The sequence below is a fragment of the Sorangium sp. So ce381 genome, from assembly GCF_051473845.1.
GTDB classification, from domain to species: domain Bacteria; phylum Myxococcota_A; class Polyangia; order Polyangiales; family Polyangiaceae; genus Sorangium; species Sorangium atrum.
Window position 1 is genome coordinate 5,722,868 of record NZ_CP150336.1, and the last position, 12,663, is coordinate 5,735,530.

The 12,663-nt window shown below is 71.3% G+C and carries 13 protein-coding genes and 1 tRNA gene; 4 read left to right on the forward strand and 10 right to left on the reverse strand.

All coding sequences use genetic code 11. From position 1 onward, the window contains the following. Positions 1-168 precede the first annotated feature (168 nt). Positions 169-241, reverse strand: a tRNA-Gly gene (locus tag WMF29_RS21545). Between the two features lie 201 nt (positions 242-442). Then, complete coding sequence (locus WMF29_RS21550; protein ID WP_437330629.1) at positions 443-985, reverse strand: hypothetical protein; 543 nt, start codon at positions 983-985, stop codon at positions 443-445. Between the two features lie 230 nt (positions 986-1,215). Here WMF29_RS21550 and WMF29_RS21555 point away from each other — a divergent pair, with 230 nt between their 5' ends. Beyond that, positions 1,216-1,536 (forward strand): hypothetical protein, encoded by a 321-nt coding sequence (locus WMF29_RS21555; protein WP_437330630.1) that lies wholly within the window; start codon positions 1,216-1,218, stop codon positions 1,534-1,536. A 252-nt stretch (positions 1,537-1,788) separates the two neighbouring features. Here the strand turns inward: WMF29_RS21555 and WMF29_RS21560 are convergent, their stop codons facing one another. The 6 genes from WMF29_RS21560 to WMF29_RS21585 all read right to left on the reverse strand — a co-directional run bounded on the left by WMF29_RS21560 (position 1,789) and on the right by WMF29_RS21585 (position 8,053). Then, positions 1,789-2,427 (reverse strand): sterol desaturase family protein, encoded by a 639-nt coding sequence (locus WMF29_RS21560; protein ID WP_437330631.1) that lies wholly within the window; start codon positions 2,425-2,427, stop codon positions 1,789-1,791. A gap of 199 nt (positions 2,428-2,626) precedes the next feature. After that, positions 2,627-3,781 (reverse strand): iron-containing alcohol dehydrogenase, encoded by a 1,155-nt coding sequence (locus WMF29_RS21565; RefSeq protein WP_437330632.1) that lies wholly within the window; start codon positions 3,779-3,781, stop codon positions 2,627-2,629. Next, a complete protein-coding gene (locus WMF29_RS21570) occupies positions 3,778-5,139 on the reverse strand; it encodes a glutamine synthetase family protein (RefSeq protein WP_437330633.1) in 1,362 nt (453 codons plus the stop codon). Before WMF29_RS21570 ends, WMF29_RS21565 begins: the two co-directional genes overlap by 4 nt. 99 nt (positions 5,140-5,238) lie before the next feature. Further along, complete coding sequence (locus WMF29_RS21575) at positions 5,239-5,853, reverse strand: hypothetical protein (protein ID WP_437330634.1); 615 nt, start codon at positions 5,851-5,853, stop codon at positions 5,239-5,241. Next, positions 5,846-7,618 (reverse strand): serine/threonine protein kinase, encoded by a 1,773-nt coding sequence (locus WMF29_RS21580; RefSeq protein ID WP_272099854.1) that lies wholly within the window; start codon positions 7,616-7,618, stop codon positions 5,846-5,848. Before WMF29_RS21580 ends, WMF29_RS21575 begins: the two co-directional genes overlap by 8 nt. 207 nt (positions 7,619-7,825) lie before the next feature. Continuing rightward, the gene (locus WMF29_RS21585) at positions 7,826-8,053 is read right to left on the reverse strand and encodes a hypothetical protein (RefSeq protein WP_272099857.1); all 228 of its coding nucleotides are present in this window, start codon (positions 8,051-8,053) and stop codon (positions 7,826-7,828) included. Between the two features lie 444 nt (positions 8,054-8,497). Here WMF29_RS21585 and WMF29_RS21590 point away from each other — a divergent pair, with 444 nt between their 5' ends. Continuing rightward, entirely contained in the window at positions 8,498-8,971 is a 474-nt protein-coding gene (locus tag WMF29_RS21590; protein WP_437330635.1) for a metallophosphoesterase, read from the forward strand. On the opposite strand, the gene WMF29_RS21595 is transcribed toward WMF29_RS21590, so the two are convergent. Further along, complete coding sequence (locus WMF29_RS21595; RefSeq protein WP_437331152.1) at positions 8,923-9,339, reverse strand: type II toxin-antitoxin system RelE/ParE family toxin; 417 nt, start codon at positions 9,337-9,339, stop codon at positions 8,923-8,925. The genes WMF29_RS21590 and WMF29_RS21595 overlap by 49 nt on opposite strands. Then, positions 9,228-9,464, reverse strand: coding sequence for an addiction module protein (locus tag WMF29_RS21600; RefSeq protein WP_437330636.1), 237 nt, complete (start codon positions 9,462-9,464; stop codon positions 9,228-9,230). Before WMF29_RS21600 ends, WMF29_RS21595 begins: the two co-directional genes overlap by 112 nt. Before the next feature lie 95 nt (positions 9,465-9,559). Here WMF29_RS21600 and WMF29_RS21605 point away from each other — a divergent pair, with 95 nt between their 5' ends. Together WMF29_RS21605 and WMF29_RS21610 are read left to right on the forward strand one after the other, a co-directional pair. Beyond that, the gene (locus WMF29_RS21605) at positions 9,560-10,762 is read left to right on the forward strand and encodes a prolyl oligopeptidase family serine peptidase (RefSeq protein ID WP_437330637.1); all 1,203 of its coding nucleotides are present in this window, start codon (positions 9,560-9,562) and stop codon (positions 10,760-10,762) included. A 347-nt stretch (positions 10,763-11,109) separates the two neighbouring features. Continuing rightward, on the forward strand, positions 11,110-12,660 hold the full coding sequence (locus WMF29_RS21610) for a hypothetical protein (RefSeq protein ID WP_437330638.1): 1,551 nt from the start codon (positions 11,110-11,112) through the stop codon (positions 12,658-12,660). Positions 12,661-12,663 lie beyond the last annotated feature (3 nt).

Here is a 12,663-nt window from a genome sequence, read left to right on the forward strand (position 1 = left end):
GAGCGCTGCCCGGCCGCGCGCGCGCGGCCTCGGCTCAGCGAGCGCCGTCGCTGGAGCTCGGCACGAAGCGCCGTTTGCAACGGCGCTCCAACGCGAGCCGCCCATCAACCTCGAAGCACCCGAAGTGCAGGAGGATCGCCAGCGCAAAAGGGGGTCGGCGATCCTCGGAGCGGGACACGGGATTCGAACCCGCGACCCTCAGCTTGGGAAGCTGATGCTCTACCAACTGAGCTAGTCCCGCGCGAGGTGGAGGAAGCTTCTACCGAATCCGGTGCCGCTTAGCAACCCCTTCATTTCGTTTTCGATCCCGACGTCTTCGCGCCTTCACGTCTTCACGTCTTCGCCTGGTTCGACGGGCGCCGGGGCTCGGCGCGCGCTCCACGTTCGTTCCAAGCCGCGCCGTTGGCGGCCCAGCCGCGCCGCGAGCGGCCCAGCCGCGCCGCTACCGGCGCGCGCGCGCGCGGAGCGCAGGCGCGTCGAGCGCCTCACCCGGCAGCGGCGAGCGCGCGCGGATGGCGCTGTCGCAGTCGCTGGTCGCCGCCGCGATCGCGCTGGAGATCTCGATCGTGCCCGCGTCCGGCGGGATCCAGGGCAGCTCGTGCAGGATGGGCCTGTCCGACGGCAGCCAGCGCAGGCTCCGCGTGACGAGCACGACCGGGTGGTTGCTGTCCACGAGCTCGCTCGCGAGGCGCGCGCCGCCGAGCGGGGCCGGCGGAAGATCGAGGCAGACGAGGCAAGCGTCGAACCGTTCGGTCGCCGACGCGAGCAGGGCGTCGTCGATCGACGAGGCGTCCACGATCTCGACGTTCGTCAGCGCACCCTCGATCGCACGGGCGAGCGCGTCGCAGGTCGCGGCGCGGGCGTCGTGCGCGAGCAGGATCCTGAAGCCGCGCACCGAGCGCGGCCCAGGCCGGCGGGCCTCGACGACCTGCAACCTGCCCGAGGGCGGCGTCTCGCGCTCACGAGGTGCACGTCGAACGGTCATGGACTCCCCTTCCTCAGCTACACCAGGGCAACCGTGCCCCAGGCTAACACCCCTTGAGCTCAAACTGACCAACCTTTATATGAGGGCGCGCTTCTTTCCTCGTCGCCGGTTCTTGGTTCTCGTTCGTCTCGGTTCTCGTTCGTCTCGTCTCGGTCGTCTCGGTTCACAGCCACGCCGCGACGCGGCATGCCAGCAAGGTCTACGGAAACATCTACGAAGGACGGTCACGCATGAGTCGGTTTCTCATCTCCACTCCTTGCGAGTGCCAGGCAAGCCTGTCAGCCACCCTGGACGAGCACCGGCACGTCACCGCCGGGTGGGCCACCCGGAGTCCCCGCGGCCGGTCGGCCGCCGGTGAAGCCGACAAGGAGCTCGCGCCGGCGCACAGCATCAACGCTCACCTCGACCGGTTCGACGTGGCGTGGTTGTGCCCCTACTGCGGGCGCAACACGCTCCGCACCTTCGATGCGGGTGCCATGAGGCGGCTGCCTGCGGCGAGCGCATCGCCCGCGGCAGGGCTCGTTCCTCCCGGCACGACCCCCTCGCCGTGAGGCCCCCGATGCGCCGCGACCTCCTCGGTCCGCGCGTCGCGCCGATCCATCCGCCGCGCGCCTGAGCCTGGGCGGGCGCCACGCTGTCGCGGCCGCGCGGCCCCGCGCGGCGCCGCTGCGCAGCATCTCCCGCGCAGGCGCGAGCATCCGGGCGCGACCGATTCATGGCCCCTCAACCTGCCGCGCTCGGGGCCCATTCCCACCCTGTCGATGATCGGCACCGGCGCGCTCCGGAGCGCGCCGCTCTCCGGCTCAGCTGCCTTTTCCTGCCTGCGACGTGCCCATCGTGCCGAAGATCCAGTCCCAGAGCGGCGACGACACGCCCCACCGGGCATTTTCTCCCGTGTGGTGATGGACCATGTGATGGCGCTTGATCCACTTCCCCCAGCGCGAGCTCATCCGGAAGTGATGAATGGCATAGTGCGTCCCGTCGTACGCCAGGTATCCGAGGCCGAAGCCGATGAACAGCGGATCCGCCGGAACAGGGCCAAAGACGACGCGGAACAGCGTGTAGAACGCCACGCCGAGGGGGATGCTGGCGCCGAGCGGCATCACCAGCCGGTCGGCATCCTGCGGAAAATCATGGTGCACCCCATGGAGAACGAAGTGCATCCGGCGCTGCCACAGGCGCGGCCCGACGTAGTGAAACACGTATCGGTGCAGGACATACTCGGCCAACGTCCATAGAAACAGGCCGACCAGCACGAGCCCGAGCCCGGTCAGGAGGCCGACACCATGCCGGGCGGCGCGGACGCCCAGATAGCTGTAGACCGGCAGCCAGAAGACGAACGGCGTGATCGGATGGATCCGCGAAAACCGCTCGATGAGCGGCGTCTCGAACATTTGGCATGTCGCTGGACGCGCGGTGCGCTCGGTGGAGGTGACGGTCATCGTGCACCCCTGGTACCGCATTTATCCATTGTCGGCCAGCGGTAGGCCCGCGCCCAACGGCCCGCTGGACGCCGGGAAATGACCATGATCCCGTCACGGTGAGCGCTCGCCGTCGCGATCCTTCCGCGGCGGCGACGCGCTCGGGTCGGGCCTGCGTCCGCCCCGAGCCGCGCGGCGCGCCCGGGGCATGCGCGCGCGATCAGCTCGCGAAGGAGGCCTCGTAGAGATGGCGGAGATCGTCGCGCGAGCAGGGGCGCGGGTTGCTCGTGTGGCACGCGTCCTGAGCGGCGAGATCGGCCAGCGCGTCGAGCTTGTCGCGGGGGACGCCCGCCTTCTCGAGGCCGGCCGCGAGCCCGATCCGGGCGCGCAGGGCGCGGATGGCGTCGGCGCACGCGGCGGCGTCCTCGGGAGCGCCGAGCAGGGCCGCGACGCGCGCGAGGCGCGGCGCGGCCGCGGCGACGTTGAACTCGACCACCGGCGGGAGGCAGAGGGCGTTGGCGAGGCCGTGGTGCAGGCCGCACTCGCTCGAGAGCGGGTGCGCGAGCGAGTGGCACGCGCCGAGCCCCTTCTGGAACGCGACGGCGCCCATCATCGCCGCCTTCATCATGCCGCCGCGCGCCTCGAGGTCGTCGCCGTGCGTGACCGCCCGCGCGAGGTGCGCGGCGGCGAGGCGGATCCCCTCGAGCGCGATCCCGTCGGCCATCGGGTGATCGCCCTTCGCGACGTACGCCTCGATGCAGTGGGTGAGCGCGTCGAAGCCCGTCGCCGCCGTGAGGAAGGCCGGCATCGACCGCGTCATCACCGGATCGAGCAGCGCGGCGTTCGCGAGCAGGTGCGGCGAGAAGATCACCGTCTTCCGGTGGTTCACGTCGAGCGTCACGACGCCCGAGCGGCCGACCTCGCTGCCGGTCCCGGCCGTCGTGGGGATCGCGAGCATCGGCGGCACGTTGGGCGTGATGAAGCGATCGCCGCCCGTGGCGTCGTCGTAGTCGACGAGCGGCCGATCGTGGTTCACGCCGAGGCGCACGAGCTTGCCGACGTCGAGCGGCGAGCCGCCTCCGAGGGCGACGACGAGATCGGCGCGGGCCGCGCGGAACGCGGCGACGCCGTCGTGCACGTTCTTCTCGATGGGGTTGCCGAGGACGTCGTCGAAGACGGCGACCTCGAGGCCCTCCTTCCGCAGCGACGCGGCGACGGGCTCCAGCAGCCCCGAGCGGACGACGCCCTTGTCCGTGACGACGAGCGCCCGCGCCGCGCCGAGCCGGCGCGCCTCGGCGCCTGTCTGCTCGACGACGCCGGCGCCGAAGAGGATGCGAGTGGGAAAGCTCCAAACCGTGAACTGGCTCATGATCACACCGCCTCGAAGTAACGCTTCAGCTCCCAATCCGTGACCGCGCGCTCGTACTGCCGCACCTCCCAGTCGCGCGTCAGGACATAGTGCTCGACGAATTTCTCGCCGAGGATCTCGCGGGCCATCTTGCTGCCCGCGAGCATCCGGGTCGCGTCGGCGAGCGTACGGGGCAGCGACAAGCGCGAGGACTCGGCGGACGACGCGTCCCCGGAGGCCTGCGCCGGCGGCTCGACGCCGTGCTCGATGCCGTAGAGCCCCGCGCCGAGGCACGCGGCCATCGCCGTGTACGGGTTGATGTCCGCGGCCGTCTGCCGGTACTCGACGCGCGCGCCGGGCGTGCCGAGGCCGATGAGGCGGATCGCGGCCGTGCGGTTCTCGACGCCCCAGCTCGCGGTGAGCGGGGCCCAGACGCCGGGCACGTACCGCTTGTAGGCGTTGATCGTCGGCGAGTAGATCGCCGTGAGCTCGGGCATCAGGGCGATCTGGCCGCCGACGTAGTGGCGCAGCGCCGCCGGGATCCGATCGGGCGACGACGCGTCCTCGAAGACGTTGCGGCCGTCCTTCCAGAGGCTCTGGTGCAGGTGCCCGCTCGAGCCGGGGAGCTCGGCGTTCCACTTCGCCATGAACGTGACCGCGAGGCCGTGCTCGTGGGCGATCTGCTTCATGGCGACCTTGAAGAGCGCGGCCTTGTCCGCGGCGCGGAGCACGTCGTCGTAGCGGATCGCCGCCTCGTACACGCCCGGGCCGGTCTCGGTGTGCAGGCCCTCGATCTCGACGTCGAAGGCCTGCATCTGATCGAGGATGGCGGCCATGAGCTTCTTGTTCTGCCCCTCGCGGACCCACGAGTAGCCGAACATGCCGGGGCTGAGCGGCGTCAGGCCGGCGAACCGCTTCTCGTGCAGCGAGCGCGGCGTCTCCTCGAAGAGGAAGAACTCGAACTCGCACGAGAACTTCGCCGAGAACCCCATCCGCTCGCCCTTCGCGATGACGCTCCGGAGGAGCGAGCGCGGGCACGCGGGGTGCGGGCCGCCGCGCTCGTCGCGGAAGTCGGCGAGCATCGCGACGGTCCCCGGCTCCCACGGGATGTCGCGCAGCGTGCTGGGATCGAGGACGGCGTGCGCGTCCGGATAGCCGGTGTGCCAGCCGGTGACCTTGGCGTTGTCGTAGAGGACGTCGGCGATGTCCCAGCCGAAGATGACGTCGCAGAAGCCGAAGCCGCCCTTGAGCGCGCTCTTCAGCTTCTCGAGCGAGACGTACTTCCCGCGGAGGATGCCGTCGATGTCAAACCCGCCGATCTTCGCGCGGGTGATGCCCCGCGCTTCCAGATCGGAGAGGAGCTTCTCGGAGGTCGAGGCGGTCATGAGCCGCGACGATAGCAGGGGAACGGGGCGGCATGGCAAGCGCCCGCGCGAGCCCTCGGGCGGCGCCCCGCCGTCTGGAAGCGCGCGTCCGGCGCGCGCTCACTTCACCCGGACGACCTGGATCGGGTAGCGCTCCGCGAGCGGCACGAGCACGCGCTCGACGAGCTCGCGGACGCGCGCGTAACGCTGGTGGTTCGTCGCGGCCGGATTGCGCTTCGAGTCGACGACGCCGATGCGGATGTCCAGCGTGCGCGCGTCCTCGACCCCCCCTGTCACGAACGCGTCCGGGTGCACCTTGTCGAGCTCGACGTTGAGCTCCGCCGCCTCCGGCGCCGCGCCGACGAAGGTGACCTCCAGCGCCTCGCCCAGGCCGTTCAGCACGGCGTTCAGGTTCTCCACCGGGAACGGCTGGCGCGCGAGCCACGCGACGACCGCGCGACGCGCGCCGCGCAGCGCAACGCTGACGACGAGCGCGACCGAGATCGGCGCGAACACGAGGACGCCGAGCGCGCGCGCGACCTCGGGGCCCGCGTCGCGGCCGAGCGCCCCGAGGAAGACGAGCAGGAAGACGCCGGAGGCGAGCGCCACGAGCGGCGGATCGGTGAGCACGCCCCACCGCGAGGTCGACGCGTTCATCAGCCGCGTGAAGCGGGCCGACACGCTCTGATCGGCGCGCTCGCCCGCGGCGGCGCTCCCGTGCGTCAGCTCAGGCATCTCCAGCATCTCCGAGCATGCGCCAGAAGAACAGCCCGACGCCGAAGAGGAGCAGCACGCCGGCCACCCAGAACGAGCGCACCGGGCCGAAGCTCAGCGCCTCGCCCGATTGCTTCATGATGAGGTCGGCCACCGTGACCACGCACGCGAACACGATGCAGACCACGGGCAGCGCGAGCTGCTGGAGGAGCGTCGGCCCGGTGAGCGGCTTCGGATCCGGCGGGCGCGGCCGCGCGTCCGCCGGCGGACGCGCCGTCGGCCGGTACCTGCTCGACGGCATGTCCGACAGCGAGCGCACCGCGGCCGGCGCTACCGACGTCGTCGTGCGCGGCGCGACGCTGAGCGCCATCTCCAGCGGCGGCGTGCTCTCGATCATCCCGCCCATCCCGCCCCCGCGCGCGAGCATGCTCGGCGCGGCGCTCTCCATCCCGCCGCCGCGCGGGAGCGCGCCCACGGGCGTCGCCTCCGCGAAGCCGGCGCGACCTCGCGCGCTCGTCGGCACGCTCTCCGGGACGAGCGCGCCCATGCCTCTGCTGTGCGGGCTCTGCGGCGCCTCGGGGAGGTCCATCTCGAGCCCGGCCGAATCCGAGGGCGGCGGCGGGCGCACGCTGCTCGCAGGACCTTCGCGGCGCCCTCCCCTCGGCGCGCGCATCGAGGCCGGGGCCACGTCGAGATCGAGCTCGAGCGACCCGGCGTCGCTGGGCGTGTCGAGCCACACGTGCGCGGCGCGCTTGACCTGCGGGGCCGCGCGCATCGACGACGACGGCGGCGGCGGGACGGAGTACGCGTCGTCCTGCGCGGAGGTCCGCCCGAACGTGGACGGGAGCCCCATCGCCGCCTCCAGCTCCGTCCAGAAGGCCTCGATGTCGCGCGTGCGGTCGCGCGGGCTCACCGCGAGCGCGCGCTCGAACACCGCGTCGACCTCCGGCGGCACGTTGGCGCCCTCGGCCCGGGGCGTGGGCCGGCGCTTCACGTCGAGCGCCGTCCCCATCATCGCCTGCGCCTCGCCGTCGATCACTTGCCGCCCTACGAGCGCCTCGACCATCGTGAGCGCGAGACCCCAGACGTCGGTCCAAGTTCCCGCCTGCCCGAACCGCTTCGGCGCCCACTGCTCCGGGGCGCCGTACGCCGGGGAGAACGCGTTCAGCGGGTCGCCGTTCGTCACCCGTCCGACCGCCTGCTCGGCGAGCGTCTTCGCCTGCGCGATGCCGTAGTCGAGGATCTTGAGGCGCTCCGTCCCCTCCTGCGTCGTGATGAAGATGTTCTCGGGCTTGAGGTCGCGGTGGATGATCGACACCGTGCCGTTCGGGCTCGGGAAGCGGTGCGCGCGCGCGATCGCCTGCGCGATGGGGCGCATCATCTTCATCAGCCTGTGGAGCGGGATCGGCGGCTCTCCCTTGAGCCTCCGTCGATCGATGACCTTGTCGAGCGACTCGCCCTCCAGCCACTCGAGGGCCAGGAAGGGGACGAACTCCCCTCGCTTCAGGTGCAGCACGTCGACGTGGAGCGGGCGGACGACCTCCGGGATCGAGGCCGAGAGCCGGAAGAGCAGCTGGGCCTCCTCGCGGAACTTCTCGAGGAAGAGCTGCCGCTCGCGCGGGGTCTTCGCCTCGGACACCTTCAGGCATTTCAAGGCGACAGGCGCGCGGAAGCCGGCGTGGAGCGCGCGGTACACCACGCCGAACCCTCCCTCCGCGACCACCTGCTCGACGTGGAAATTACCCGCCTGCGTGGTCCCGACGATGCCGAAGACGTCGTCCGCCATGCTCCCTGAGCCATAGCGCACGGGGCCGCTGGACCGAAGGGTGAAACCTAATTTTCCTGTTCGATCGTCCCAGGTCCACCGGTCCCCCCGCGTTGGGGAGGGGCCGGGGTGACCAGATGGGCGTAGAGGACGGAGAAGGGAGCGAGGCCGGCCGTTCAACGCGACCGCACGTGGCCCGAGGCAGCCGCGCGGCCGGGAGGCGCCGGCTCAGCTCCGGAGATGGGAGGAGGCGTCGCGGTGGGCCCGGTCCTCCTCCTGGAGGATCGTGAACACCAGGCCGGCGCCGATGATCGGCAGGAGCCAGACGAGCTGCGCCTGCCAGACCTTCTGCTTGGGCTCGTAGACGCGGCTCCGGAAGACGCGCACGGTGACGTAGACCTGGAAAGCAAGGACCGCCGCGATCGCGGCACCGACGAGGATATCGAAGAGCGTCATGGGTGGGCCGCGGACAGCCTAGCCACGAAGGGCCTCCCTGCAAGGCAGCGGGGCCTGCCGTCGCGATTTCGTCCCCGGCGGGCACGGAGCCGACGCACCGGCGGGCGGGCAACCGAGCGAGGTCGTCCGCGGCTACGTCACGTCGGGCATGGCCTGATGGTTCATGAGCCGATCGGGATCGACGCTCGCCACGGAATTGTTGAAGGAGAGCGCCATCGACGTCGATCGCCACCCAGGGCGCCTCGCCGCATTCCGGCTGCTGCCGCTTGCCTGCCGACAATGCTACAAAGTAGCTCATCTTACATTAATCGCCCACCGGAGGCGTCTCGCCGCATTCCAACTCGCGCGGATCGCCTCCGGTGGCACTTCCTGCCTCCCCCGCGGCCCGCTCCTTCTGATCGTGTCCAGACAAGGGGCCAATGTGCCCCCCTCGTCGGAGCGAGCATGGGCCATGAGCGCGAGCACAGACTGCGCGTCCTCTACATCTCGGATCTCCACACGCGCGGACCGCGCGCAACGGAGGGCTGGCCCCGGCGGCGCGTGATCGGTGAGGCGTGGGAGAGGAACCTCGATGATCTCGTGAAGGATGGGATACCGATCGATCTCGTCTGCTTCACGAGCGATGTCGCCGACCACGGACCCCTGGAGGAGTACGGGCCAGCGACGGAGTTCGTGAAAACGACGCTCGAGCGGCTCCACTTGCCGAAAGAGCGGTTCTTCTTGTTGCCAGGGAACAACGATATCCATCGCAGGAAGAGCCAGGCTGCGTGGAGCGCGCCTCTTCCCTCTTCAACGCGCACCGCGCTCGGCTCGTTGCCCGCGGGACACTTGAGGACAGGGCTGCGATCGGGTGGAGATCGCGAGGCCGCTCACTGGCTCGAGGGTCGCATCCAGTACCCGGGCCGCCGCTTCGCGTGAGCGAACGCGACGATCTGGATCCCAGCGCCTTCGGCCGTGAAGAACACGACAAAAGGGAAACGGCGCAGAACATATTTTCGGTAGGGGTAGCCAGCCTGCCATCGAGGCCATGATTCGGGCGCCTCGGCAATCGCGTCGAGGGCAACCTCGATGGCTGTCACGAACTCGACCCCGAGCCCAGGACGGCGACTCTCATACCAGCTCGCAGCTTCTTCCAGCTCCGCCTGCGCGTCGACGCGAACGATGATCGGCCGGGTCAACGAGCGCCCAGTCGCGCGAGGACCCGCGCCCGAACCTCGGACCACGCGTCCCCCCCGCTTCCCCCATCGCGCACGGCCTGTTCCCTGCGCTCGAGCTCCTCGAGCCACGCAGCGTTCCAAGAGTCGTCGTACGGCTCCTCGACGCTGGCGAGCAGCTCCGACGCGATCCTGAGGCGTTCTCCTTCAGGAAGGGACAGGGCGGCAGCGAGGATGTCCTGGGTGGGATGCGCCATGGGGTGTCCAGCGTACCTCGGCTCGCGTCCCGGATCGACCCGTCGAGCCATGCCGGCCGGTTCAGCGCGACAGCTGTACGTACTACAGTGCGCGCGTGCCTCAACCCCAGCCCCGGCGCCGCCCGTACCGAACCTCGACGCTGGACCTTCCCGGCGTCCGGCACTGCCGTGCTCTGCTCGCCGGCGCCGCGGCGTGGCTCGCGGCCGCGTGCTCCACGCCGTCGTCGGGGGTCGACGGCGGCGACCTTCTCGGCGTCTTCGAGCAGGACGCCGGCGCAGCCGCGGCCGACGGCGGGCAGCCGCGGCCTTCGGCGGCCCGGCAGGACGCCGGCGCCCGCGCGGCCGGTCCGGCGAGCGCGGCCGCGCCGCCGACGAAGCCGCCCGAGGCGAGGCCGCCCAGCGAAGGGAGCTGCGTCGCCGAGCAGGGGCGCCCCGGACGAGAGCTCCGCAAGACGCTCGGCAGGCCGCCGTGCCGCGGCGCCCAGGTGCTGGAGACGCGCGACGCCGAGGGATCGCCCCGCTACGCCTGCGTGATCGCGCCGAGCGGCGTGGAGACGCGCGCGCCGCTGCCGCTCATCGTCTTCTTCCACGCCGACGGCGACAACCCGACGAGCGTCGACAAGGAGACGGGCCTGCGCAAGCTCGGCGCAACGTGGAACCTGACCGGCGACCCCGCCCACGCGGGCTTCATCGTGCTCGCGCCCCAGGGCCGCGCGTTCAAGGCGCCGAGCCAGGCCGAGCGCGAGCGCGGCACGAAGATGTACACGGCGACCGCGCCGTTCGACGTCGAGTTCACCGGCGAGGGCAACGTCGACGTCGTGACCGTCGACGCCTTCGTCGACCAGCTGCTCGAGAAGAAGCTCGTCGACAGGCGGCGCATCTACGCGCTCGGCGGTTCCTACGGCGGCCACATGGCGGCGACGTACGCCATGATGCGCGCGGACCGCGTCGCGGCGTTCGCCACCTTCGGCAGCGACGCGCCGCCCGCCGAGTGGGCGTGCCCCGGCCCCCCCCCGCCCGCGATGGCGGTCTACCGCGCGTGCGACGACATGTTCCCGTGTGAGTCGGTCGAGCGATGGCTGCGCGCGCGCGACGCGCTCTCCGCGAACACCTCGTTCCTGCGCCTCGACGAGGCCAGCAGGGACGAGCCCCACTGCGCGCTCCGGAACCGCTGCTCCGCGAAGAAGGGCGCCATCAACCACGCGCGCTGGCCGAAGTCGCGCGAGACCGACCTGCTCCGCTTCTTCGCAGGGCACGTCCTGGCGCTCGGCGCGGACGCCGTCGCCCGAGACCGCTGAGCGCCCCCGGGCGCAGATCGACACCAGCGCGCGCTGACGGACGCCGGCCGCCGCACCCGGACGCAGACGCACGCAAACGTACGCAAACGCGCGCTGACGGACGCGCACGGACGCTGACCGACACCAGCGGGCGCAGACCAGCGCAAACGCGCGCTGAACGCGCGCAGACGGACGCTGACGCCGCAAGCGCACGCCGTCACTGCTCGTCCCACGTGCGCGCCAGGCTTCGCCGCACGTCGACACTGCAACGTTGCGGTGCGGCGTTGAGCGGACCCGGCGTGTTGTCGTAGTGTTCGTCCCCGATGTCTTCTCAGGTTCAGCCCCTGCTCACACCCTTGCCGGCCGGAATGTCCATCCCCGCCGGCACGCTCCGCGCCGAGATGGAGTCGCGCCGCGCGACCGGTCGCCGCTTCGACATCCGCGAGGCCATCGGCCTCGCCGTGCCGCTCTGCACCCAGCTGCACGAGCTGCACGCGCAGGGGCGGACCATGTTCGTGCACCCCTCGTGCCTCGGTCACGGCGCGAACGGCACGATCCAGCTGATCGAGGAGCTCGCCCACACCCCTCCGCTCCTGCCGCGCGACCGCGCCTGCCTGGCGCCCGAGGAGCGCAAGGGCAACGAGGGCGACGCGCGCGCGAGCGTCTTCGCGATCGGGGCCATCCTCTACGAGATGCTCACGAACAGCAGCGTCGGCCCCGGGATGCGGCGTCCGGCGGACGTGATCCCGGACCTGCCGCCCGCGCTGGAAACGGTGCTCGGCAAGTCGCTCGTGGCCGATCCGAAGCACCGCCCGGCGGATCTCGCCGCCCTCGCGCAGGCGCTCTATCAGATCGTCCCGACCGCGTCGGAGCAGCCCCCGAGCGCCGACACGTCGCACCTCGATGCCGACGGCGAGTTCGAGGTCGACGTCAACCTCTCGATGATGCCGCCGACCGGGCACCAGGAGGAAGCGCGCGTCCCGTCGGCGCCGTCCGTGCCGAGGATCCAGGCGGTCTCCGGGGATGGACCGTTCGCGGTCGCCATCCCGGTCAACCAGCCGCAGCGCCTGCACGGCAACGATCCGACCCGCAAGCTCGCGGATCTCAAGGCCGCCCTCGAGTCGGATCCGCGGCCGCGGTACGTCGTCATCAAGGACGGCATGGACCATGGGCCGTTCTCGTCCGTGGAGCTGCTCCAGCAGATCGCGTCCGGCTCCTTCACGGGGGATCAGGTGCTGCGCGACACGTTCTCCGCGGAGGAGCGCGCTATCCAGGACTGGGAGGAGTTCGCCCCGTTCGCCGAGCAGGCGAAGCTGAACCGGGACATCGTGCAGGAGAAGCGCGCGCTCGACGCCGTCGTGTCGGCCGAGAAGCAGGGCACGCAGTACAAGGCGCTGCTCGGCCTGGCCCTGATGGGCGTCATCCTCGCCGCGGGCGCGGGCTGGTGGTACCGCGAGCGCAGCCACAAGGAGCAGGAACTCGCGGTGCAGGGCGCCACCGACCGCGTCGCGATCGAGGTCGACGCCGGCCTCGGCAGCGGCAAGACGGGGCGCGCCGGGGGCGGGGCGCGGCCGGCCGGCGGCGGCAGCTACCCGACGCTCGGCGGCGGCCTGAGCTGTGAGGCGGCGCAGGCGCGCTACGTCGAAGAGTACAAGATCGGCAACAACGGCGCGCCCGATCTCACGGCGGGCGCCTACGGCAACGTCCTGAACCGCGGCACGTACCTGAATGCGTGCAACGTGCCGTCGAGCATGGAGGTGAACGTCTGCGCCGCGGTGCAGAACGGCCGCGCCGTGGGGGTCACCGTCACGACGAGCCCGTCGAACCCGAGCATCGCGTCGTGCATCTCCGGGCAGATCCGCGGGATGTCGTTCCCGTCGCACCCGCGGCTCGACGTCGCCCGGACGACGTTCAAGTAAAGG

Coding starts and splice junctions, on each gene's coding strand:
- WMF29_RS21580 (WP_272099854.1), bottom strand. CDS start 7,618: ATGGCGGACGACGTCTTCGGCATCGTCGGGACCACGCAGGCGGGTAAT.
- WMF29_RS21555 (WP_437330630.1), top strand. CDS start 1,216: ATGAGTCGGTTTCTCATCTCCACTCCTTGCGAGTGCCAGGCAAGCCTG.
- WMF29_RS21575 (WP_437330634.1), bottom strand. CDS start 5,853: ATGCCTGAGCTGACGCACGGGAGCGCCGCCGCGGGCGAGCGCGCCGAT.
- WMF29_RS21590 (WP_437330635.1), top strand. CDS start 8,498: ATGGGCCATGAGCGCGAGCACAGACTGCGCGTCCTCTACATCTCGGAT.
- WMF29_RS21560 (WP_437330631.1), bottom strand. CDS start 2,427: ATGACCGTCACCTCCACCGAGCGCACCGCGCGTCCAGCGACATGCCAA.
- WMF29_RS21585 (WP_272099857.1), bottom strand. CDS start 8,053: ATGACGCTCTTCGATATCCTCGTCGGTGCCGCGATCGCGGCGGTCCTT.
- WMF29_RS21550 (WP_437330629.1), bottom strand. CDS start 985: ATGACCGTTCGACGTGCACCTCGTGAGCGCGAGACGCCGCCCTCGGGC.
- WMF29_RS21570 (WP_437330633.1), bottom strand. CDS start 5,139: ATGACCGCCTCGACCTCCGAGAAGCTCCTCTCCGATCTGGAAGCGCGG.
- WMF29_RS21600 (WP_437330636.1), bottom strand. CDS start 9,464: ATGGCGCATCCCACCCAGGACATCCTCGCTGCCGCCCTGTCCCTTCCT.
- WMF29_RS21610 (WP_437330638.1), top strand. CDS start 11,110: ATGTCCATCCCCGCCGGCACGCTCCGCGCCGAGATGGAGTCGCGCCGC.